Origin of the sequence: Fictibacillus arsenicus, assembly GCF_001999465.1 — a bacterium.
Taxonomy (GTDB): domain Bacteria; phylum Bacillota; class Bacilli; order Bacillales; family Fictibacillaceae; genus Fictibacillus; species Fictibacillus arsenicus.
Genome location: NZ_MQMF01000002.1, coordinates 1,230,099 through 1,252,488, shown reverse-complemented (window position 1 = coordinate 1,252,488; position 22,390 = coordinate 1,230,099). Strand labels below are relative to the sequence as shown.

The following is a 22,390-nucleotide window of genomic DNA, read 5'->3' as shown; positions in this document are numbered from 1 at the left end:
AAGTCATTCAGTTGACTAGCTAGCATGACTTAAACAAAAGGTAATGGAGGGAATAATACATGAATACAGCTACAGTAAAAGTGGGTTCCGCAAAAACAAAAGGCGGTTTTCCAGCATTATTAGCATTAGCGATTTCAGCATTTGGAATCGGAACAACAGAATTCGTGCCAGTAGGTTTATTATCATCATTAGCGAGTGATCTCAATATATCCATCACATTAGCAGGATTATTGATATCCGGCTATGCAATGGGTGTTGCGTTTGGAGCTCCTATTCTTACAGCTTTAACGAATAAAATGAATAGAAAAATATTGCTCATGCTGCTCATGATTGTTTTTATAGCAGGGAACAGCGTTGCAGCTCTTTCTACTAGTTTTAGTTTGCTGCTGGTTGCGCGTTTTATTACAGCTTTCTCACATGGCGTTTTCTTTTCAATTGGAGCAACGATTGCTGCTGATTTAGTTCCAGAACATAAGCGTGCAAGTGCAATTGCTTTCATGTTTACGGGATTAACCGTTGCAACCGTTACTGGAGTTCCTTTAGGTACATTCATCGGGCAGACATTTGGATGGAGGGCAACGTTTTGGGCTGTAGCACTCTTAGGTGTAGTAGCGATTATCGCAAGTGCCATCTTAGTACCAAAGAACTTAAAAGAAGCACCGCCTTCAAGCTTAAAGGATCAAGTGAAAGTCATTAAAAATGGACGATTGCTGCTCACTTTTGCTATAACAGCACTCGGTTACGGCGGGACATTTGTCGCCTTCACGTATTTGGCGCCGATTTTAGAAGATGTAACAGGATATGCTCCAAAAGCAGTCAGTTTTATTTTATTGGGATATGGAATAGCAGTTGCGATTGGTAATACTATAGGGGGGAAAGCTGCAGATAAAAATCCTGTAAAAGCTTTGTTCTGGATGTTTGTTGTACAGGCGATTGTCCTTGTGATCCTAACATTCACTGCACCCTATAAGATAGCTGGAACAATTACAATTTTTTTCTTAGGATTGTTAGCTTTCATGAATGTTCCTGGTCTTCAGGTGTACGTGGTGAAACTAGCCGAAAGATATGTCCCTTCAGCTGTAAATGTAGCATCTGCTATTAATATCGCTGCATTTAACTTAGGAATTGCAATAGGAGCTTTTGTTGGAGGAGTCATTGTAGATTCAATAGGAATCATTCATACGCCATGGATTGGCGGAGTAATGGTGTTTGGTGCCGTTCTTTTAACAGCTTGGAGTGGCCAGCTAGAAAAAAGAGAAGTGTAATACGAAAGGCAGTCTCTAAAAGAGGCTGCCCTTTTTTAAACAGTTGTTTAATTTAAGCTTATATCTTCCAAGTGAACCATCGTCCGTGACCATCAGTTTCAGCAGCAATTTCAGTTTTTTCTATGCCATTCACATAGGAATCGATGTGCAGTTCACGGTCCCACATATTGTTGTAGATATGGGCGATATCACGTATTTGTCCGATGTTTCGTATGGTTTCCTGCAGATGTGTTTTAAGTGTATCAGGAATTTGGTTAGCAACATGTGTATGGAAAACGCAGATCATTGAACTTTCTGGAATTTGTTTAATAATTTCAGGAAGCTTTGACACGCCATCACCTTCGATAAAGACTGCATCTTTTTTATTTACACAGGATGCTGCTTTGTTGAATAACTCTCTCCGTTCATGATGCTCAGGCCAAATTAAAGCTTCAAGCCATTGTTTATCTTGAGGAGCTGTCACATCATTTATATGTAAATCAAGGCCAAAACGATAGAAAACAGGCGGACTATCTGGTGAAAAGGGGGGAACTTTTTCGCCTTTGTACTCAGACGTTATTAAAACATTAGATTCATAGGCTCCATAGACTTTACCATTATTATAAGAATAGCGGTATTTGTCCCAAAAAAGCTGTAACCCGGCACTCGTTCCAATTTCGATTATTGCTAGAGGTTTTTCCGCCTTAGCATGAAGATAAGAAAAACATGGATAAAGATACCCGCATCTCCTTACTTCATTAGTTTGTACGAGTTTTGTTTGAAGTAAAGAGATAATTTCATCACGGTACTTCAAACAGAAATTTTTAAACGCTTCATAGGAATCTGCAGCCTTTTTAGGTTGTTTTGTCAAGTTAGGAAAAAAATCCATTAGCACATGCTGTGTTCCGGTCAATAAAAGATAATGAACAGCACCGAATAAGAGGTTTGGAGCAGGCTGTCCTTCGCGTGCATATGTACTTAGCAGAAGCAGATCATTGTCATTTGCTGTTTTTAAAGACAAGAATTCATACAAATCACTTGACCCAGAGCATTCAAGTTTTGAAAAGTTCTCAAATCTTTGTGATAAAGTATCAAGCTTAGCATATTTTCCACCTCACAAAAGTTTGTGCATACCTTGTTTAGTTTAACATTAAATGTCAGGAAGCGTTTTTTATGCGATAGGTAGATATCATGCGAATACGAAAGATTCCGATAGCTCCGACGGCGATAATCAACATTGAAAATATAATCATAATCGAAGGGATAGAGGCTATTTTATAGCCAAAGCTTGCGATAAAAGTACCCATAGCAAGACCTAGCCCCCCGATTAGCGCACGAAAGCTATAAATTTTTCCGATATGGGTTTCGGGAAAATCAGTTTGAATCATAGTTAACAGCATAATGTCACCCATTGGACTGCCAAACGCCGCGATTACCGCTCCCATTAAAGCAACCGAAAGAGACTCTGCTGAGGCAATCACAATAAAACCTGCACCTAAAATAACGTGGCCGACATACATGAATAAAATGCTTTTTTTCAATGTGCCTACTGCAAAGAGGCTCAACAAATTTCCGATACCGTACGCTCCGCCAATGAGACCGAATGCTCCTGCACTTTCCTTTAAGATTTGCTCTGTAAAAAGAGGAACACCTACCATATAGACAGCACCCCAGCATAAATTAACCATTCCAAGACTTATTAATGCCCACAGAAGGACTTTATGATTTTTTAATAATGAGATAGCTATCTTGAAATCTATCACGGGGGATTTTTGTAAATGTTTAATCTCATTCATATCATTCATCTGAATAAATGCTTTTCTAATAAAAACGAGAGCGATGGCTGAAAGGATAAAGGTGACAGCATCTAACGTGAAAAAGTGAGGCAAAGGCATGAACGCAAGGAAGGCTCCTGTTAAACCTGGGCCTAATATCCTCGCGAGTCTATGTGTCGTATCCATTAAGGCGTTTGTCTGCTGAAGAAGTTCTGAATCCTTGCATAAAGATGGCAGGCTTGCCTGAAGAGAAGGATTAAAGAAGGTGCCCAATCCGGATACAATGACACTGATTATTACAAGATGCCAAACGTTAAGTGTTGAGTACCACTCAATGAGAGGGAGCAGACCAACAAATAATGCACGAAGGATATCCGTTATAATCATTGTTTTATGACGGTTCCATCGGTCGGCGTAAATGCCGCCTAAAATACCAAAAAACAAAGCGGAGAATGTTCCAGCTCCAATTACATATGCAGCTGATGCACCTAATTCTTTTATTGCAATCCACGTTATAGCTACTACATACAAATGATCACCGATAGCGGAAAATAATTGGCTCAACCATAAAATAACTAAGTTAGAATTCTTAAAGACTTTATGAAACCCCATATTGAACACCCTTTCTTTTCGTATATTAAGAAAAAGTGTAAGATAACTATAGATATTAAACAATATAATATAGACTATATAATTTATTAAAAATATTAATAGAGGTGATGGTTTGGATACGAACCAATTATTAGCTTTTGATCATGTTGTTCGCCATGGCAGCTTTAGTAAAGCGGCTAGGATGATGGACATATCTCAGCCGACAATCAGTATACGCGTCAAAAATTTAGAAGAGGAAGTAGGCGGCGAGCTATTTAAACGGGGAGGCAGCAAACTTGAGTTATCGGAGTTAGGAAGGACATTTCTGCCTTTTGCGCAGCAAGTCCTTGAAACAATAGACAAAGGGATCGAACAGGCGAAGCTTGCAAAAGAGGGAAAAGGAGGGAAAATAGCGATTGGCACATTGCCGACTCTTGCTGCTCATTACTTTTCTTCAACACTGGCAACATTGCATAAAACACATCCTCATATAGGAATTGCCGTACATACAGGTCATAATCAGGAGCTGCTAGAAATGCTGTACGAAGGCTATGTAAAACTATGTATCATGACATACCCTTTCTTTAATAGTGAGTTGAGGAGTTTATTGCATATTAGGGAACCATTACGCTTAGTAACTCATCCTGAACACCTTCTTGTACATAAAGGTGAAATTGAGCTTAGTGATTTAATAAAAACAGCAGATCCTTTTTTATTAGTAGACTGGAGTGTTGAAACTAAAAGAGTTCAAAGAGATATGATAGGAAGCGATAGTGATTTTGAAGTACCGCCGCAAACTGCTTATGATTTGCTGAAAAGCGGGATGGGAGTCGCACTATTGACAGAAACAATGGTCTCTCATGATATTAAGCAAGGCACACTTGTTTCATTGTCTGTAAAGGGGTTTCCTAAGCTATATAGGGAAAGTGCCCTAGTACAGCTGAAAAAAGAAAAGGAGATTTCCCCTTCGTTAAATACTTTTATTAAAGTTTTTAGTGATGAAATCGAAAAGGAAAAATTCTGTGAGTTAAAGTCGTTCGCATTCTGATCAAGCTATTTGTTTCCTGTTTCTATTCTTCACTTTGGCTATAATCACAACTAAAAAGAGAGGGAGGAAGCCAAAGAAAAATGTTATGGCATACTGCATCACAGATCCTGGCTCTCCTAGTTCGATTTCATTTTTATACATAGTGAGAGAGAGCACGACAGGTCTTGAAGCTACTTCTTTATAGTAACTGAAAGGGAGAGTGCAGCTTCAAAATCCGGCATATCTTTAATGATCGTGTGAAGCAAGTTAGATTTTTCTTCTTGAACAAGAGAGGCACAGTATACAACAAGAGTTACTTGTTTATAGTTTCTTCCGAATTGAAAATTTCGAATCTTAATGTCATCTCAGTTCTTATAAAGGTTACGGATATACTCTTCTTGTCTTGAAGATTTTTATAAATAAGGATTTCAATTTTTGTTGTATCCAATGACCTCACCTGTCTTATCCTTAATAATGTTTGATAAGCAGGGGTAATCTTATACATTATTTACCATGAAAGATGAGCGTTGATTTCTTGACACTTAATAGAGTTTTTTCAATAATATAAGAAGAATAGCTTTCTAGGGTTCCGCAGTGATTGATCGCTGGCCTGGTCCGAGAGAAAGCGCACGATAGATACATCGTGTACACGGAGGGATAAAAGCCTGGGAGGATATAGATCATATATCTTTCTGGGTTTTATTTATTGTAGGAGGTCATTATTATGGCATGGGTGTACTTGTTTATTGCAGGTATCTTTGAAATCGTTTGGGCAATAGGACTTAAATATACGAATGGATTCACTAGATTATGGCCGTCGGTTATAACCGTAGTTGGAATGATCATCAGTTTTTATTATTTGTCACAAGCTACAAAAGTTCTGCCGATCGGGACGGCTTATACGATTTGGACGGGGATAGGAGCAGCTGGAGCGGTTATTTTAGGAATTGTCCTTTTCGGTGAGCCGAAAACCGTGCTTCGTTTTGTATTTTTAGCATTTGTTATTACGGGAATTATTGGTTTGAAGGTTACTGCGGGTAGTCAGTAGGGTGTAATAGTAAAAAAATTAAGGCTGCCCTTAAACAGGTGTATAAAACAACCTGAGTGGCAGCCATTTTGATTATGAGAATCTATTTGATTGAGAATTATGCTCGCCCTGGGGGATTTATGCATGCATTAATGAATTCTTCTATCAGATTTTCTCTTGTGCGCCTACCTTAGCATTTTCGTCCAGCTCAAGACTTTGTTTAAATTCGATGCGATCAATAACACATCCCGGACCGATCTCTATCGTATTGCCTCTAACTACTTTTGCATGTGTGTATTCAAGAGATACATGATCACCTTCGATAACTTCTGCAGTTAGCTGATCAGTTTGCTGACCGATAAAGAATTTAATGAACTTTTTAAAACCAGAAGAATCAATGTTCCTTTTTACGGTAATATTTTCACCGCCGATTTCTTTTGCTTCACAAAGGCGCAAGAGTTCAATGTCGATGTTTCCGGCATTAAGAAGACCATTGATTTTAAAATTGCCGCGAGCATAAAAAGATTCTGCTTCACAGTCACCACCGACTTTCACTTGTCCCTTAACATCTACCTCATCACCAGAAACATTGCCTTTAATTGAAGCAGATCCTCTGACGATGATCTCTTTTCCTTTCAGGTCACCTTTAATATTAGAAGAGCCTTGTATCTTCACTTCGCTGCAAGTTAAACTACCGTCAATATCAGTGCTTCCATTGATGGTCATTTCCTCAGCTTCCATGTTTCCTTCAATATGGGAAGATCCATTGACCTTGGCAGTGCCAGTTTTGATATTTCCTTCTATATGTGCACTTCCGTTACATTTGAAAACTTCGCACTGAATATCACTATTTATATGTGCTGACCCATTAACTTTCACTTGATCATATTCACCGCCAGCAGCTGTTCCTGAACCTGAAATGCTTATGTTTCTTTGTTTTGTCTTTTCCATAACTATTCCTCCTCAACGTTTACGAAATCTTTAATTTTAACTCTTCAATGCATTGATTCAGTTTGTAATGGGCGATAATTTTTGTTTGAGATTCTACGAACAGCTTAGCTGGTTCTGGTGTGAGGATAAAGAAAGATACACCCATTTTTCGAATAAAAAAAAGTTCGCTTTCCTTGCCTTTTATTTCGTTCGAATGTTGCTGAAGGATGTGAAGAAGTTCTATTCCTTCTGAGCGATTCATTTCTCCTGTTTGAAGCAGGGTATCCAGTAAGTATAAGGTTAATAATTGATCAAAGGAGAAAGTGGAAGTGCTGCCATTGTGAATGTTCCACATTTCTAAAGCAGTATAAGAAACAATGTTGCGTTTTGTTAATTCCTCAGCTGATAAGGAAGTAATAGTAGGGGATGGGGAGAACATATCAGCAAGTTCATCTAGCGACAAATCATCTTTTAAATTCTTAATTTTTTCAATTCGCTGCAGTATATCTTCTTTTGGAAAGAAAGTCTCTTGACCTGTAAAGGTGGATTTTCGTATAAACCAGTTTTCAGGAATCAGATTTTTTCGTTTCCAGCGATATAACTGGCCATAAGAAATGTTTGCAGATTCTAGAAGATCTTTCTTCGAGATTAAATTATCCATGATCAACCTCCTCCTGAAATCAATGTAACATAACACTGTTACGTTAAGCAAATGTTTTTCTTTTTTTTAAAGGTAATAGTCAAATGGTTTTGAATATTAATATGTATGGGGTTACGGGGGTGGGTGTCTATGAAGGAATGGTTTAGTGAAGGGGAATCAGGGTTTGTTATGTTTGGTGCTGAACATATTATCAGCCTGCTAATAATCGTATTTATCGTAATATTAATGTACCTCTTTCGCTCTCGTATAAAAGAAATGCATTCAATAAAATATATACTCTTGTTGAGTCTTGCTTTATCCGAAGTGAGTTATCAGTCCTGGGCGCTATATAACGAGATATGGACAGTAAAATTATATTTGCCGCTTCAGCTTTGCAGTTTAAATATACTGTTAGGCATGATCTTGCTGTTAACAGAGAATAAGAAGCTTTTTGCTTTTGTATATTTGTTTGGTTTTACAGGGGCATTACAAGGGTTGCTCACTCCTGAACTCTATCAGCAGCCTTGGCATTTTCGTTTTATCCAATATTTTTTCGCTCATGGTCTAATCGTTTGGACAGCTATGTATTATGCGATCGTAAAGTCTTTTAAAATTACGTGGGGAAGATTTTTTAAGTCGTTTCTATGGCTGAATTTCTATGCCGCATGTGTCTATGTCATTAATACTTTGCTGAATACGAATTATATGTTTCTTATGAGTAAGCCAGGCAGTGCTTCACTAATAGATTTTCTTGGTCCACACCCGTGGTACATCATTGGTTTAGAACTGATTGCGTTTTTTATGTGCTTACTTGTATTGATCCCTGTTTGGGAAAAAACCTCTGAACCAATTAATAAAGACCGCTCGCCGATTGGTGCTTAGCGGTCTTTTTGTATGTTTTGTGACATTGATTGGAATGAAAAGAATTAATTGGTATTTATTGTATAATAAAAGTGAGGAGGGATATTTTATGAACCAAGCAGTTTTAAAGCCAATAAAATGGATACCGTTTGTTGCTCTATGTTTATTAATAATTGGAAGCCATATGATTTTATACATGACACCATTCTTTCAGCCGGTTCCAAATCTAGTAGTAGCAGGCTCCATGTTTGATTTCCTTTTAGTTATTCCGCTTCTGGTTTACTATTTTATTATCCGTAAAAGATATTCTTGGAAACTCACAGTCCTTACAGCCATTGCAAGCTACGGGCTCGCGACTTTTATTATTCCAGATTCATTATTAGAGAATGTATCCATGATTCCAAAAGGTTTGCTCCTCTTAGAAGCTGGGTTCATTTCCATAGAACTGTATTTGTTAATCATGGTTGTAAGAAAGTTTGCTAAAGTAAAAGCTTCTTACAGAAAACTCCCAGACGAACTTCCTTTTCTGATAAAAATTAAACAAGCGTTTAACTCACAATTTTCCGAAAGCCGTATGCTCGATGCCGTGGTCAGCGAGATCACGATGTTGTACTATGCTTTGTTCTCCTGGAGAAAACCACCTTTGACGACCGGTGAAGTTTTTACTTTTCATAAGAAAACAAGTTTTGTAGCTCTTAACCTGATGCTGATTCATGCACTTATCATCGAATCAGTTGGACTTCATTATTTTTTTAGCAAGATCGACCACACGCTTTCTCTCATATTGCTCTTTATCAATGCCTACTCAGTGCTTTTCCTATTCGGCCAGATGCAAGCAGTTAAGAAAAACCCTTTAATCACAACGGAAGATTCTATCATTATAAATATCGGCTTCTTAAAGGGAATGTTACTTCCTTATACAGCTATAAAGGAAATAAGGAAATATGAGGGACTTGATACAATACCCGTTGCAGAAAAGAAATACACGTTCGAAGCACTAGTGAGTGATTTTATACCAGAAAAGCCATCAATCGAAATTCTTTTAAAGGAACCTGTGGAGACAGATCTCATTTATGGATTTAAAAAGAAAGTTACTAGAGTGGTAATAAAAGTGGATGAACCTGCGTCTTTAATGAACATAATAGAAAAGAGAATCCCTTCTGAAAATGAAACGGATTGAAATATTTTAGCAAATGTTCGATTTCACCTTGTTAAATAGAAATGCTATTGTTACTATTTCAGAAGGTTATAGAAAAATTCCCTCGACAGGTGAAAATAGACTATGTTTAAAAATAATTCTGCAACTACACAACAAAAAAAGAATTTCTTAACTTCTGTTCAGCTTATCGTAATCTTTTATTTACTTTCCGTTATCGTGGCTACGATTCTATTAAGTTTGCCAGTGGGACATAAAGAGGGAGTAGATCTATCCTTTATCGATACGTTATTTACGGCTGTAAGTGCTGTGAGTGTTACTGGATTAACAGCTGTTAACATATCTGAAACTTTCAATCATACTGGTGTTGTTTTGCTTGCTATTGTTGTTCAGATTGGCGGAATCGGTGTAATGACCCTGGGAACGGCGATTTGGCTGCTAATTGGTAAAAGAATCGGTATGAGAGAACGGCAGCTGATCATGACAGATCAAAACCAGTCGACTTTAGCGGGTCTTGTTCAGCTGATGAAACAAATTTTGGCTTTGATTATAGGAATTGAAATTTTGGGGACCGTGCTTTTCTTTATTCTTTTCCAGCCATATTATGATACGGAACTGGATGTCCTGTACCATGCTTTCTTCGCCTCGGTTACAGCAACAACAAATGCTGGATTTGATATTACGGGAAGCTCACTGATTCCGTTTCGTCACGATTACCTTGTTCAGATCGTGACCATGTTTTTGATTACGTCTGGAGCGATCGGTTTTCCGGTTTTAGTAGAAATCAACAACTTTATAAAAGAAAGAAAGTATCTAGAGCGCTATACATTTACTCTTTTTACAAAAGTAACAACAATTACGTTTGCATTACTAGTAGTAACGGGAGCTTTGGGAATCTACCTATTGGAGATGAATGCCTTTTTTGAAGGTAAATCATGGCATGAAACATTTTTCTATTCCATGTTTCAGTCTGTAACAACCCGAAGCGGCGGATTATCTACAATGGACGTTTCTGAGTTTACTGTTCCGACTTTGCTCTTTTTAGGTGTAATGATGTTTATTGGAGCCTCTCCGAGCAGTGTCGGCGGCGGTATCCGGACAACAACATTTGCAGTAGCTGCTTTAGCGATTTTCTTTTATGCAAAAGGACGAAATACGATCAAAATCTTTAATCGGGAAATCTACCCGGAAGATATACAAAAATCATTTATCGTAATAATCGTTGCCATGGTACTGTGTACAACATCAACCATCATTATTTCAATCACAGACCCGATGCCAATCGAAAAAATCTTTTTTGAAGTCTGTTCTGCATTTGGAACAACAGGACTTTCAACTGGAATCACAGGTACATTAAGTTCAACCGGTAAAGTGATCTTGATGATTTTGATGTTTATCGGAAGAATCGGCGTTCTTTCTTTCCTTTTCATTATTCGAGGAAAAGTAGCGACTGAACATATTCATTATCCGAAAGAAAAATTAATAATTGGACAGTAAAAGCAATCACATTTGAATTCAGCTTAATGTTTACTTATAATGTACATAAGTAAATAGTGTCCTTCGGGGTTTGGGTGAAAGTCCCGACCGGCGGTGATGAGGCAGATGGATGCCTCTTAGTCCGTGACCCGGTTTTAAGCAAAAACGGTGGATTCGGTGAAAGTCCGAAGCCGACAGTATAGTCTGGATGGGAGAAGGAACGTGAATGCTTTTAAACACTTGTTTCATAAAACAGTGATTTTAAAGGTGTATTTAGTTATAACTTTTAACAACAACCCCGGGAGCGATTAAGTTCTCGGTTTTTTTTTTTAGAAAACTCCCAGATTCATGCACATTTACGATCAGCGAACATCGAAAAAATAACGAGCAAGGGAGGCAGAGTGTTTGTTTACAGGAATTATTGAAGAACTGGGTACGATTAAGTCTATTAACAAAGGAAATGAAACAATCGTACTCACTATATCTGCTGAAAAAGTTTTGCAGGATGTAAACCTTGGTGACAGTATTGCAATCAACGGGGTATGTCTTACCGTAACATCATATAACTCTAGTCAATTCACAGTAGATGTTATGCCTGAAACGTTCAGGTCTTCAACTTTGAAACTTTTGAACAATCGGGACAATGTTAATTTAGAACGGGCAATGGCTGCCGGGGGGCGGTTCGGCGGACATTTTGTTTCTGGGCATGTAGATGGAACTGGAGAAATCATGGAGAAACGTCCAGAAAAGAATGCTATCTACTATACCATTTCTCTTCCTGATCATTTGATGAAGTATTTCATGTTAAAAGGATCCGTATGTGTTGATGGAACGAGCCTTACCGTTTTTGATGTAACGAAGAATACCATTACGGTTTCCCTTATTCCTCATACGGCGGATCATACGATATTAGGAAAAAAAAACACGGGAGACCTTGTAAACATCGAATGCGATATGCTTGCGAAATACGTATCCAGTATGCTGTCTCCAGAAAAAGAAGAAACTAAACAAAAGTCGAAGCTGTCTCTTGATTTCTTACAAGAGCACGGATTTTAGGAGGAGAGTCAATGTTCCACTCCATAGAGGAAGCTGTAGAAGATTTAAAAGCAGGAAAAATTGTCATTGTAGTTGATGATGAGGACCGTGAAAATGAAGGGGATTTTGTTGCCCTGGCAGAAGGGATAACAGCTGAATCCATCAACTTTATGGTTACACATGGCAGAGGGTTAGTATGTACACCGATCTCAGAAGAAATTGCAGTTAAGCTTGATTTATCGCCGATGGTTGCAGCCAATACAGATTCCCATGGCACTGCGTTTACGATTAGTGTAGATCACGTATCAACTACAACTGGAATCTCCGCACAAGAAAGAGCAGCCACTGTTCGTGAGCTGGTGAATCAAGATTCGGTTCCATCGGATTTTAAACGCCCTGGTCATATTTTTCCATTGATCGGTAAAAAAGGCGGAGTACTAAGAAGAGCGGGTCATACGGAAGCTGCTATTGATCTGGCAAAAATGGCGGGAAGCAAATCTGCGGGTGTTATCTGTGAAATCATGAAAGAAGACGGTACGATGGCGCGTGTGCCTGAACTTGTAGAATTAGCGAAACAGCACAATATGAAGCTGATCACGATAAAAGATCTGATCACATATCGAAACAAAACAGAGCAAATGGTGAAAAGGGAAGTCGAAATCAACCTTCCAACAGAGTATGGTGATTTTAAAGCGGCTGGCTTTTCTAATGTGTTGGACAACAAAGAACATGTTGCGCTTATAAAAGGTAATATAAGCGATGGTGAGCCTGTGTTGGTGCGGGTTCACTCTGAATGTTTGACTGGAGATGTTTTTGGTTCGAACCGCTGTGACTGCGGACCGCAGCTTCATGCAGCTCTTTCACAGATCGAGAAAGAAGGCCGCGGAGTCTTATTGTATATGAGGCAAGAGGGAAGAGGAATCGGACTCATTAACAAAATGAAAGCTTACAAACTGCAAGAAGAAGGCCTTGATACAGTTGAAGCGAACGAGCAGCTCGGGTTTGCACCAGATTTGCGTGATTACGGAATCGGAGCACAAATCTTAAAAGATCTAGGAATCAATAAGATGAAACTTCTAACGAATAATCCAAGGAAGATCGCCGGTCTTAAAGGCTATGATCTTGAAGTTACAGAGCGTGTGGCGCTTCAGATGCCTCACAATGAAAGCAATGAAGACTATTTAAAAACAAAGAAAAGCAAATTGGGGCATATGCTTCATTTCTAAAACAGGAGGAACCAAAAATGGCAAAATTGTTTGAAGGACATTTAGTTGGATCAGGATTAAAAGTAGGAATCGTTGCAGGACGCTTTAATGATTTTATATCAGATAAATTAGTTTCTGGCGCACAGGACGCTTTCAAAAGACATGGGGTGTCAGAAGAAGATGTGGATATCGCCTGGGTGCCAGGAGCATTTGAAATTCCTTTAATCGCGAAAAAGATGGCGGACAGCGGAAACTATGATGCCATTATTACGTTAGGAGCTGTCATCCGCGGATCGACTCCTCATTTTGATTATGTGTGCAACGAAGCAGCTAAAGGTGTAGCGCAAGCATCAATGACAAGCGGTGTGCCAGTCATTTTCGGTGTATTAACAGTAGATTCTATTGAACAGGCAATTGAAAGAGCTGGAACAAAAGCAGGAAACAAAGGCTGGGAAGCAGCGGTTTCTGCAATTGAGATGGCAAACTTAACACGTCAGTTCTCAAAATAATAGTAGGAAGATCACCCCGTCACTTTTAAGTGGCGGGTTTTTTTGACGATTAGAAAGTATAAAAATCGTTGAACGATTATGATTCACGCTATCCTTTAGTTGTCGTTTGTCGAAAATTCTATAAATCTGCTTTTACCGTTCATAAAAAGGAATTACCGTGAATATAATTCTAATTACCGTGAAAAAACAAATGGTTACCGTGCATAAAAGTCAGTTTTATTTTTTATGTATAAAGGACAGATGGTGAAGAGGAAAGGCTATCACAAAATTGGACTCACCATCCTTGTCATCTTGTCATATATTGAATGGCAAAATAAAAATTTTGGTATATCGAAAATAAATTGACATAGTTATTAGAATAGTGTTAAGATTACCAAAGTTACAAACTACAAAATTATGGAAAGGATGGTTGTGTCATGGTGAAAGAAATGATTGTTCAATTAACGGTCTGTATTGCAATGGGCAAAGACTCTACAATTTCATATCATGGCCTGCCGGAAGAGTTGTATTAGGATTCCTTTCTTTTAGTTTTGTCGATCTCTATACATATTCATTACGCAGGTCACCCCAGTCGTGACGTGTGTTTTTTTATGGTTTTTAAAGCATATCGCCTTCGAGTGGTATGCTTTTTTGTTTTCATTTGCACGAAGAGGATCCTCTTCTTTTGCAATATAGAAAAAGGCTGTTCTCTAAAAAGATTGTTGCTTTGATCTTCATTGACAAGTTGATTGGAGAGCAAGGTGCGAGACTCCTGCGGGATCAGCCCTAATGGTGCAAAGCGCCAAGGAGGCTCACCGCACGCCCCGCGGAAAGCGAGCATCCTGGAACGGAAATCAACCACTTTCAATGCAACAAAGAACAGTCTTTAAAAAAATCTGGAGGTAAAGGACATGAAAAATGGAGTGTTAATGGTTTGGCTAGAACGCAAGGATCATACACTTTTTGGGTAGCTCGACTAAACAATTGTTTAATAGAAGACAGCGAGATAGAGAGGAGAGAACGATATGTTTTCGGTTTTAGGTAAGTTAGCCTGGTTTTTTAAGAGGCATTGGATAAGGTATACGGTGGCGGTCGTTCTGTTAACCGGCGTTGGAATTATTGAGATTATTCCTCCTAAACTAATAGGAAATACAATAGATTCCATTCATATGGGTACGATCACTAGAGAAGATATGATGAAAACTCTTGGTGTTTTTGTAGCAGTACTGATATCGATGTATATCACGATGTACATCTGGATGTACCAGCTTTTTGGAGGCGCTTTTATTATCGAACGGACGATGCGTTCAAGATTCATGCGTCACCTATTAAAAATGACTCCTACATTTTTTGAGAAAAATAGAACAGGAGATTTGATGGCGCGTGCGACAAACGACTTGAAAGCCATTTCAATGACTGCTGGGTTCGGTATTTTAACACTCGTTGATTCCAGTCTTTTCATGCTTACGATCTTGTTTGTAATGGGTTTTATGATCAGCTGGAAATTGACGTTTGCTGCTCTTATACCGCTGCCGGTTATTGCATTTATTATTAAGAAGTACGGTAAAAAAGTTCATCAGCGTTTTACAGTTGCACAGGATGCTTTTGGGGAAATGAACGATTCGGTTCTAGAAAGTATTCAGGGCGTCCGTGTAATCCGTGCTTATGTACAGGAAGAAGCGGATGTAGAACGCTTCAATAAAGTAACGGAAGACGTTTTTGAAAAGAACCTTGCTGTTTCGAGGATCGATGCTCTTTTCGAACCGACGATTAAGATTCTGGTAGGGATGAGTTATTTGATCGGATTAGGTTATGGAGCATACATGGTTTTTCATAATACGATAACCCTTGGAGAACTTGTTACCTTCAACGTCTATCTAGGGATGCTGATCTGGCCGATGATCGCAGTTGGCGAATTGATCAATGTTATGGAACGCGGAAGTGCTTCTCTTGATCGCGTAAATGAAACGCTCGCGTACGAAGCAGATGTTAAAAATGGTGAAGATCTTGTTCCTTTATCAGATCCGGGAACGATTAGATTTGAGGATGTCACTTTCCGATACCCTTCATCAGAGTCTGATAACTTAAAAGATATAAACATTACGGTTAAGAAAGGTGAAACACTCGGAATTGTGGGGCGTACCGGAAGCGGTAAGACTACATTGCTGAAGCAATTGCTGAGAGAGTATCCTGCTGGTGAAGGGAGAATCAGCTTCTCTGGTGTTGCCATTGAAGATATCGCCTTAGAGGATCTTCAAGGCTGGATCGGGTATGTACCGCAGGATGCGATTCTTTTTTCTAAAACCGTTCAGGAAAACATATTGTTCGGTAATCGTTTAGCTGATACAGATAAGCTTAATCACGTTATGGAGATGGCATCATTTAAGAATGATGTTGAGTATTTGCCTGAGGGCTTAAACACCCTTGTTGGAGAAAAAGGTGTAGCCTTATCAGGAGGACAAAAACAACGTGTATCTATCGCGCGTGCACTTTGTGTTGATCCTGAAATATTAATTCTTGATGATGCGCTTTCTGCAGTTGATGCAAAAACTGAGACGGCTATTATCGGAAATATTCGTAAAGAACGTGCGGGTAAAACGACGTTTATTACGACGCATAGATTATCTGCAGTTGAACACGCAGACTGGATCATCGTTATAGATGACGGGATGATTGTGGATGAAGGCAGACATGAGGATTTGATTGCAAGAGATGGCTGGTATAAAGAGCAGCACGAACGCCAGCAGATCGAACAAAACTTAAATGATAATAAGGCGGTGTAGCCATGAACGTTGGAAAGCGCCTGTTCCAGTACGCACTTCAATATAAAAAGAACTTCATTCTAGGATTGCTCATGCTGACTGTTGCAATTGCAGCCGAGCTAACGGGACCATTTATTGCTAAAACAATGATTGATGATCACATCCTTGGTATTGAAAAGCCATGGTATCAGGTCAGTCAAGAAGAAAAAGCGGCAGTGAAGTACGATGGAAACTGGTATAAACGAAGTGATCATTTTGATCAGGGAGAAAATAAAGGAAAAGAAATACGGGTTGTGCAGGTTAAGCGTGATTATTTTGTAATTGATCAGCCTGTTTCAATTACCGGTGAACGATCCGCTAAAAACGGAGAAGTTACGATTTCATATAAAGGCAAATCTGAAACTTACCCGGCGGATAAGCTGAGTATCAATGAAACATTCTCTTTTTATGAACCTGAAATTGCAGGAATCATGAAGCTTATGATGATCTATTTAGGACTGCTTTTATTCGCAGCATTCTTTCAATATGGGCAGCGCTATATGCTGCAGCGATCATCAAACTTGGTTATCAAGAAAATTCGCCAGGACGTATTTGCTCACGTTCAGCGGGTAGCGATCACGTATTTTGATAATCAGCCAGCAGGTAAGATCGTTTCTCGCATTACAAATGATACGGAAGCGATAAAAGAGCTTTTTATAAACGTACTTGCGAACTTCTTTACAGGAATCATCTATTTGACAGGTATCTTCACAGCATTGTTCTTGCTGGATGTTAAGCTTGCAACGATCTGTTTGATTCTCGTACCGGTACTGGTAGTCTGGATTAAGATCTACCGCAAGTTTGCATCAAAGTATAATCATAAAATCCGTTCAACATTAAGTGACATTAACGGAATGATTAACGAATCAATAAACGGTATGACGATCATTCAGGCATTTAAGAGACAAAAGGAAACTACAGAAGAGTTTGAGACAATGAATAAAGAATATTTCACGTTTCAAAACAAACTGTTAAGCCTGAATGCCATGACAGGACACAATCTAGTGTTATTCTTGAAGAACCTTGCATTCATGGCCTTTATCTGGCATTTTGGAGGTCAGGCGCTGGGGATAGGTTCAGCCATATCGATCGGTGTGCTATATGCATTCGTAGATTATTTGAACCGAATGTTCCACCCTGTTACAGGGATGGTAAATCAGCTTGCTCAACTGGAACAGGCACTTGTTTCTGCTGAGAGAGTTTTTGTATTAATGGATGAACCAGGCCAAACGGTTACGAAGAACGAGATCAATCGCTATAAAGGTAATGTAGCATTCAAGGACGTTACATTCAGCTATGTGGATGGAGAACCTGTGCTGAAAAATATTGACTTTGAAGCAAATCAGGGTGAAACAGTAGCGCTTGTTGGTCATACCGGTTCTGGTAAGAGTTCAATCATGAACTTGCTTTTCCGTTTTTATGACATTAAGCAGGGTAAAATTACGATTGACGATCAGGATATTATGGAACTGTCCAAACAAGAAATGCGTCAGCATATGGGGATTGTACTTCAAGATCCATTCTTGTTTACAGGAACCATCGCTTCTAACGTAAGCCTTGATAATCCAGAGATTACGAGAGAACAAGTAGAAAAAGCATTAACTGATGTAGGAGCGATGCCTTTTATTAAGAACTTGCCCAAAGGATTGGATGAGCCGGTTATTGAAAAGGGAAGCACACTCTCTTCAGGACAGCGCCAGCTGATCTCGTTTGCTAGAGCACTCGCTTATAATCCGGCGATTTTAATACTGGATGAAGCAACCGCAAGTATTGATACTGAAACAGAAGCGGTCATTCAGGAAGCACTGGATGTATTAAAGCGGGGAAGAACGACGTTCATTATAGCTCACCGTCTTTCAACGATTAAGAGTGCAGACCAGATTCTCGTCCTTGACCGCGGTGTAATCGTGGAACGCGGAAATCATGATGAATTGATGGAGCATAAAGGACGATACTTCCAAATGTATCAGCTTCAGCAAGGGAAAACAGAAAAACGTGCTGAAAAAACAGCTTAATGGCTCCTGTAATTGTGAAAAATAGATGTATTTGAGCGTAACTGGACGTATTCCGAGCGTAAAAAGCCATTCTTGAGCGAACATGTAATAAATAAAAGAACACGTACCGTAAACAGCAAAAACGAGCTGATTCAACTTAGGTTGAATCAGCTCGTTTTCTTGTATTTAACCTTCTTCTTTATTCTTTTCATCCATTTCATCGTTTTGTTCGCCGTCATCTACACCGTTATCCTGGTCGACGCCATCACCGCAAGCAGTTAATCCACTTAATGTTAACATCGCTGCCAAAGTACCGGCTGCCCATCTTTTTTTCCACATGTGAACCACTCCTCGTTTCATTATTTTAGTAATAGTTATTTTTACTTACTTGAAGATACCCGATTTGTTGTCGATAAAACATAGGAGTGACAAAATGTGATAAAAGACACATCGATTCGCTAAATTTTGGATTAAATTAAATAAGTGATCATAAAGGAAGAAGGAAATAACTATGGCTTCAATCTTAAGCATTCTAACTAAAAAAGCTGAAAAAAAACCTGCAACGAATTTACCTAATGATTTTATTCATGATGTGAAAATTAATGTGCAGGCAGACAGTGAATGGCAGAAGCAATTAAACATGATATCTCTTACACTAGAAGATCTGTCTCTTATCCGGTCGCTAAAGCCTTTAATTTCAGAAAACATTGAGGGAATTGTGGATCAGTTTTATAAAAATATTGAACACGTTCCTGGCCTTCTGCAAATTATTCAAAAACACAGTTCAGTCAACCGTTTGAAAGTAACGCTGATTAAACATATCCAGGAAATGTTCGATGGTGTCATTGATGAGAGTTATGTAGAACAAAGAAGAGTAATCGCCCACATTCACTTTAAAATAGGGTTGCAGCCTAAATGGTATATCTGTTCATTTCAAGATATGCTTCTTTCCATCCTTTCCATTTTAGATAAGAACATCGAAGGTAAGGTGGAATATCAGCAAGCTGTTAAAGCAGTAACGAAAATCTTGAATTTTGAGCAGCAGATTGTTTTGGAAGCTTTTGAATTTGAACAGATTAAAGAAAGAGCACGCCACGAGCAACAGAAACAGCAGATTACGCAATCTGTAGGAAATTCAGTAGAAGAGCTGGCAAGCATCTCAGAGGAAACTAGTGCAGCGCTGCAAGAACTTACGTCAAAAGCAGATGAAGTTGTGGTTTTCGCGAAAGATACAGCTGAATCAGCGGGAGAAGTTTCGAAGAATTCGCTAGCAGGTAAAAACAAACTTGAAGAGCATCAGCAGATGATCAATAAAGTAAAAGAGCAATCTGAACAGATTTCTGCAGAACTCGTAAACCTTGAACAGGCTACGGTTAAAATCAATGATGTGGTCGATATCGTAACAGCTATTGCTGAACAAACCAATCTTCTATCACTGAATGCGGCAATTGAAGCGGCGAGAGCTGGAGAAGCAGGAAAAGGGTTCTCGGTTGTTGCTCATGAAGTCAGAAAATTAGCTGACCAGACCAAAACTTCAGTGTCTGGTGTGTCAGACCTTGTTAAAAATACTCATAAAAGGATTGAGGCTGTTTCGGAATCTGTAGCAAGCATTCATCATTTCATTAATGACAGTGTTTCTGAAGCTACAGAGATCACGGACTTCTTTAATGCGATTTTATCGCAAATGGATGAAAGTACGGAGAGAAGCGGGAAGCTTGAAAATGAAGTAGAAATTATGGCCGAAGTAATTGAAGAACTCAGCCAAGCAGTAGGGCAAATCGCTATATCTGCCGACTCCCTTTCAGATGTGACTAAAAGCATGCAAGACTAAAAAAAGGGCTCCCAAAAGTAAGTTCACCTTACCTTTGGGAAGCCCTTTAATTTTTATTTACTACATATTGAGCTCTGCTTGTTTCAAAGGACACGATATCAGAATCAAGTCTTATGTCCGTAATTCCATCAATTGGGATTTCGTAAGTGATTGCAGGAAGTTCAACTGAAGTGCCTTCTTCTGCTGCATAAGCTGTTCCGTGTAAAAACAATATGTGGTCTCCTAAATATTCATCTTCTGCATCTCGCTGTTCGAATGTTGCTTTCTGCAAGGAAATTCTTATTTGGTCAATATCGCCTGTTTCTTCCTTGCGAATTGAAATCTGATTTCCAGCCCAGCCGTTAATTACATCTTTAAGTTCAATTATTTTAGTATCAGACATTGTTTTCACCTCATTATCAATTTTCCCGTAATACGCAATCTTAAACCGAAGAAAAAAAGCCCTTTTTAAAGAGGCTTTAAATTAACGAGGCTTTATATCTGTAATCTTATATGCTCCCCAAGATGCAATCCTTACTGTAACAGCCATATCGCTTGCTTGCTGTTCTAAAGTTTTCCCCGTATTTTCCTCTACGTAATACCGTTCTATTCCATAATGAATCTGCATCTGTTCAATTGTATCTCCCCATGTTCTTTCGGCTTTCCCTTTTAAAATAACCTGGTCATCGTTTACTGCAGGTTTATCTGGATGAACACTATGAACTTCATAATAACCTTCTTTATTTTCTTCCAGCACAACAAATGCTGTCTGCTGTCTGCTTGTTAACAAGTGTGTTTCACCTTTCCATTTAGAAACAGGAACAGTGCTGATATCAAAACGAAGCGTCACGTAATCTCCGTATAAGATATCTTTTGGATCGACCGGAACGGTTTTTATTTTGATCTCTTTGCCAAAATAATCGATGCTGTAGAAGCTCCCAGCGATTAAAAGTAAAAATATAACTTGAAGGATAGCCGCTATGATCCAGCTTTTTTTTCTATTCATGATGCGGCCCTCCATTTTTCAAAATTTGCTTTTTCTTGCGCTGAAGGAAACCATTAAGTATAAATAACAAAATGCCGCCGATTAAGAAAAACACTGACTTCGGCATGAAAGCCCATGCGAGGTTAAAGTAACCCATTAAACATACAAGCAAGAACAGAACGATTCCAAAATTGATTTGTGAACGATTTTCTTTTCTGTAACCCTCTGCGAGCATAAAACCAGAGTAGGCAAACATAACAACGAGATACAACAGACCAGTCAGCAGCGGATCTGCCACTTTTGCCAAATAGAAATATGGTACGAAGATCATTAATTCCCACATAGGCGGATTAAAGCTATCTTTTCTTTCTCTAAGAATGGCTAAAGCAAAAATAATGATCAAGGCTGGCAGATAAAATGCAGTATTCGGGAATTCAAAATCTGATAAAAATTCATTTGTAAGAGTGAAATACAAACCGTACGCATAAGCAAACCCGATTAGAGAGCCCATTCGTTTAAACGATTGTTTAAACAACGTTTTATTTATCCACATGCTGGCAGTATATAATGCAAAACCAAACAGGAAGAACCAGAGCAGGTTTAGATCTTCAATAATAACTAACAAGAATGCTTGAATACTTAATCCAATTGTAAAAAGCCATGTTTCCAATGTTCTTGGGTATAAATAAACAAAGCCTCCAATACTTATCAGAAAGACAGCCAAAAGGAGATAACTAAAGGTATCAAATTCTCCCATACTGTATAGCTGTCCGCCTATTGTTAAAACAGCTAAAAGCAAGAAATACAGTTTGTGTCTGTCTCTAAATAAATAGAATAGGGCAGGCAAGCTCCAAAAAACAAAAAGCCTTGCATCTGTGGCAGTCAGATGAAAAGTTTGACCTAACAAAATAATACTTGCTCCAAAGGTCACGATGCCAAGAAGATTGAGCGAAGTTCCAAGCGTTTCATTTCCTTTTTTAAGATATTTATCACCGGTTAAGTAAAAACTGATCATGATTAGAATCAAAAGACCGAGCCTAGCTAGGGGAGGAATATCACTCCAGTTGGATGCGATAAATGATAAAATGCCGAGTGCGATTAATATGCTTGCTAAAACAGGTAGAATGCCAGTAGATTTTTTAATTTCTTTTGAATCTGGATATCGGGCAACGATTAGATCAAGCTGGTCAGGCGTAATAATTTTCTCTTCAACCCATTTTCGTCCTTCATGTCTCATCCATTTTTGGTTCATCTTATCCCCACCTCACCACAAGTATATGTAAGTATTTCTGGATTCAGATTAATTTTTAAAAAATTCTCTATAAGTGTAATATTACACTAAAGG

At 38.7% G+C, this 22,390-nt stretch carries 19 protein-coding genes, 1 pseudogene and 2 riboswitches; of the genes and pseudogenes, 12 read left to right on the top strand and 8 right to left on the bottom strand.

Going from position 1 to position 22,390, the window contains the following annotated elements:
- Positions 1–59: 59 nt before the first annotated feature.
- Positions 60–1,265: an MFS transporter gene (locus UN64_RS13555; protein ID WP_077363544.1), complete on the top strand. Its 1,206-nt coding sequence runs from the start codon at positions 60–62 to the stop codon at positions 1,263–1,265.
- Between the two features lie 58 nt (positions 1,266–1,323).
- Here UN64_RS13555 and UN64_RS13550 read toward each other — a convergent pair.
- Positions 1,324–2,337 (bottom strand): annotated as a pseudogene (locus tag UN64_RS13550) (DUF2332 domain-containing protein); the annotation flags it as partial.
- A 64-nt stretch (positions 2,338–2,401) separates the two neighbouring features.
- On the bottom strand, positions 2,402–3,631 hold the full coding sequence (locus UN64_RS13545) for an MFS transporter (RefSeq protein WP_077363542.1): 1,230 nt from the start codon (positions 3,629–3,631) through the stop codon (positions 2,402–2,404).
- Between the two features lie 112 nt (positions 3,632–3,743).
- Between UN64_RS13545 and UN64_RS13540 the strand changes: the two genes are divergently transcribed.
- Together UN64_RS13540 and sugE are read left to right on the top strand one after the other, a co-directional pair.
- Positions 3,744–4,658: a LysR family transcriptional regulator gene (locus UN64_RS13540; protein ID WP_077363540.1), complete on the top strand. Its 915-nt coding sequence runs from the start codon at positions 3,744–3,746 to the stop codon at positions 4,656–4,658.
- Positions 4,659–5,207: 549 nt separating this feature from the next.
- Positions 5,208–5,311, top strand: a riboswitch (guanidine-I (ykkC/yxkD leader).
- Positions 5,312–5,361: 50 nt separating this feature from the next.
- Positions 5,362–5,685 carry a quaternary ammonium compound efflux SMR transporter SugE gene (sugE, locus tag UN64_RS13535; protein WP_077363538.1) on the top strand — a complete coding sequence of 108 codons (324 nt, stop codon included), beginning with the start codon at positions 5,362–5,364 and terminating at the stop codon, positions 5,683–5,685.
- A gap of 144 nt (positions 5,686–5,829) precedes the next feature.
- Here the strand turns inward: sugE and UN64_RS13530 are convergent, their stop codons facing one another.
- Complete coding sequence (locus UN64_RS13530) at positions 5,830–6,615, bottom strand: polymer-forming cytoskeletal protein (RefSeq protein WP_077363536.1); 786 nt, start codon at positions 6,613–6,615, stop codon at positions 5,830–5,832.
- A 19-nt stretch (positions 6,616–6,634) separates the two neighbouring features.
- On the bottom strand, positions 6,635–7,255 hold the full coding sequence (locus tag UN64_RS13525; protein WP_077363534.1) for a YhbD family protein: 621 nt from the start codon (positions 7,253–7,255) through the stop codon (positions 6,635–6,637).
- Positions 7,256–7,384: 129 nt separating this feature from the next.
- Between UN64_RS13525 and UN64_RS13520 the strand changes: the two genes are divergently transcribed.
- The 8 genes from UN64_RS13520 (at position 7,385) to UN64_RS13485 (ending at position 18,271) form a co-directional block, all read left to right on the top strand.
- Positions 7,385–8,116 carry a YwaF family protein gene (locus UN64_RS13520; RefSeq protein WP_171978906.1) on the top strand — a complete coding sequence of 244 codons (732 nt, stop codon included), beginning with the start codon at positions 7,385–7,387 and terminating at the stop codon, positions 8,114–8,116.
- Between the two features lie 88 nt (positions 8,117–8,204).
- On the top strand, positions 8,205–9,275 hold the full coding sequence (locus UN64_RS13515) for a hypothetical protein (protein ID WP_077363530.1): 1,071 nt from the start codon (positions 8,205–8,207) through the stop codon (positions 9,273–9,275).
- 102 nt (positions 9,276–9,377) lie between these two features.
- Positions 9,378–10,748 carry a TrkH family potassium uptake protein gene (locus UN64_RS13510; protein ID WP_077363528.1) on the top strand — a complete coding sequence of 457 codons (1,371 nt, stop codon included), beginning with the start codon at positions 9,378–9,380 and terminating at the stop codon, positions 10,746–10,748.
- A gap of 55 nt (positions 10,749–10,803) precedes the next feature.
- Positions 10,804–10,951, top strand: a riboswitch (FMN riboswitch).
- A 181-nt stretch (positions 10,952–11,132) separates the two neighbouring features.
- Positions 11,133–11,783, top strand: a complete 651-nt coding sequence (gene ribE / locus UN64_RS13505; RefSeq protein ID WP_077363526.1) for a riboflavin synthase — start codon at positions 11,133–11,135, stop codon at positions 11,781–11,783.
- Positions 11,784–11,794: 11 nt separating this feature from the next.
- Entirely contained in the window at positions 11,795–12,988 is a 1,194-nt protein-coding gene (locus UN64_RS13500) for a bifunctional 3,4-dihydroxy-2-butanone-4-phosphate synthase/GTP cyclohydrolase II (RefSeq protein ID WP_077363524.1), read from the top strand.
- 17 nt (positions 12,989–13,005) lie between these two features.
- Positions 13,006–13,476: a 6,7-dimethyl-8-ribityllumazine synthase gene (ribH, locus tag UN64_RS13495; protein WP_077363522.1), complete on the top strand. Its 471-nt coding sequence runs from the start codon at positions 13,006–13,008 to the stop codon at positions 13,474–13,476.
- 1,004 nt (positions 13,477–14,480) lie between these two features.
- A complete protein-coding gene (locus UN64_RS13490; protein ID WP_077363520.1) occupies positions 14,481–16,238 on the top strand; it encodes an ABC transporter ATP-binding protein in 1,758 nt (585 codons plus the stop codon).
- Between the two features lie 2 nt (positions 16,239–16,240).
- The gene (locus UN64_RS13485; RefSeq protein WP_077363518.1) at positions 16,241–18,271 is read left to right on the top strand and encodes an ABC transporter ATP-binding protein; all 2,031 of its coding nucleotides are present in this window, start codon (positions 16,241–16,243) and stop codon (positions 18,269–18,271) included.
- 165 nt (positions 18,272–18,436) lie between these two features.
- On the opposite strand, the gene UN64_RS20945 is transcribed toward UN64_RS13485, so the two are convergent.
- Positions 18,437–18,589 (bottom strand): hypothetical protein, encoded by a 153-nt coding sequence (locus UN64_RS20945; RefSeq protein ID WP_171978905.1) that lies wholly within the window; start codon positions 18,587–18,589, stop codon positions 18,437–18,439.
- A 172-nt stretch (positions 18,590–18,761) separates the two neighbouring features.
- On the opposite strand from UN64_RS20945, the gene UN64_RS13480 reads away from it, so the two are divergent.
- Positions 18,762–20,081, top strand: a complete 1,320-nt coding sequence (locus UN64_RS13480) for a globin-coupled sensor protein (RefSeq protein WP_077363516.1) — start codon at positions 18,762–18,764, stop codon at positions 20,079–20,081.
- A gap of 46 nt (positions 20,082–20,127) precedes the next feature.
- Here UN64_RS13480 and ymzB read toward each other — a convergent pair whose 3' ends face one another.
- The 3 genes from ymzB to UN64_RS13465 form a co-directional block, all read right to left on the bottom strand.
- Positions 20,128–20,463, bottom strand: coding sequence for a protein YmzB (gene ymzB, locus UN64_RS13475; protein ID WP_077363514.1), 336 nt, complete (start codon positions 20,461–20,463; stop codon positions 20,128–20,130).
- A gap of 81 nt (positions 20,464–20,544) precedes the next feature.
- On the bottom strand, positions 20,545–21,066 hold the full coding sequence (locus UN64_RS13470; RefSeq protein WP_171978904.1) for a GDYXXLXY domain-containing protein: 522 nt from the start codon (positions 21,064–21,066) through the stop codon (positions 20,545–20,547).
- Complete coding sequence (locus UN64_RS13465) at positions 21,059–22,297, bottom strand: DUF2157 domain-containing protein (RefSeq protein WP_077363510.1); 1,239 nt, start codon at positions 22,295–22,297, stop codon at positions 21,059–21,061. The genes UN64_RS13470 and UN64_RS13465 overlap by 8 nt, the downstream gene beginning before the upstream one ends.
- Between the last annotated feature and the right edge of the window lie 93 nt (positions 22,298–22,390).

What these genes read in the sequence shown, in the direction of transcription:
- UN64_RS13555 (WP_077363544.1), top strand. Translation starts at nt 60, where the DNA reads ATGAATACAGCTACAGTAAAAGTGGGTTCCGCAAAAACAAAAGGCGGT.
- ribH (WP_077363522.1), top strand. Translation starts at nt 13,006, where the DNA reads ATGGCAAAATTGTTTGAAGGACATTTAGTTGGATCAGGATTAAAAGTA.
- UN64_RS13470 (WP_171978904.1), bottom strand. Translation starts at nt 21,066, where the DNA reads ATGAATAGAAAAAAAAGCTGGATCATAGCGGCTATCCTTCAAGTTATA.
- ymzB (WP_077363514.1), bottom strand. Translation starts at nt 20,463, where the DNA reads ATGTCTGATACTAAAATAATTGAACTTAAAGATGTAATTAACGGCTGG.
- UN64_RS13530 (WP_077363536.1), bottom strand. Translation starts at nt 6,615, where the DNA reads ATGGAAAAGACAAAACAAAGAAACATAAGCATTTCAGGTTCAGGAACA.
- UN64_RS13515 (WP_077363530.1), top strand. Translation starts at nt 8,205, where the DNA reads ATGAACCAAGCAGTTTTAAAGCCAATAAAATGGATACCGTTTGTTGCT.
- UN64_RS13465 (WP_077363510.1), bottom strand. Translation starts at nt 22,297, where the DNA reads ATGAACCAAAAATGGATGAGACATGAAGGACGAAAATGGGTTGAAGAG.
- UN64_RS13485 (WP_077363518.1), top strand. Translation starts at nt 16,241, where the DNA reads ATGAACGTTGGAAAGCGCCTGTTCCAGTACGCACTTCAATATAAAAAG.
- UN64_RS13520 (WP_171978906.1), top strand. Translation starts at nt 7,385, where the DNA reads ATGAAGGAATGGTTTAGTGAAGGGGAATCAGGGTTTGTTATGTTTGGT.
- UN64_RS13545 (WP_077363542.1), bottom strand. Translation starts at nt 3,631, where the DNA reads ATGGGGTTTCATAAAGTCTTTAAGAATTCTAACTTAGTTATTTTATGG.
- UN64_RS13525 (WP_077363534.1), bottom strand. Translation starts at nt 7,255, where the DNA reads ATGGATAATTTAATCTCGAAGAAAGATCTTCTAGAATCTGCAAACATT.
- UN64_RS13510 (WP_077363528.1), top strand. Translation starts at nt 9,378, where the DNA reads ATGTTTAAAAATAATTCTGCAACTACACAACAAAAAAAGAATTTCTTA.
- UN64_RS20945 (WP_171978905.1), bottom strand. Translation starts at nt 18,589, where the DNA reads ATGTGGAAAAAAAGATGGGCAGCCGGTACTTTGGCAGCGATGTTAACA.
- UN64_RS13480 (WP_077363516.1), top strand. Translation starts at nt 18,762, where the DNA reads ATGGCTTCAATCTTAAGCATTCTAACTAAAAAAGCTGAAAAAAAACCT.
- UN64_RS13500 (WP_077363524.1), top strand. Translation starts at nt 11,795, where the DNA reads ATGTTCCACTCCATAGAGGAAGCTGTAGAAGATTTAAAAGCAGGAAAA.
- UN64_RS13490 (WP_077363520.1), top strand. Translation starts at nt 14,481, where the DNA reads ATGTTTTCGGTTTTAGGTAAGTTAGCCTGGTTTTTTAAGAGGCATTGG.
- sugE (WP_077363538.1), top strand. Translation starts at nt 5,362, where the DNA reads ATGGCATGGGTGTACTTGTTTATTGCAGGTATCTTTGAAATCGTTTGG.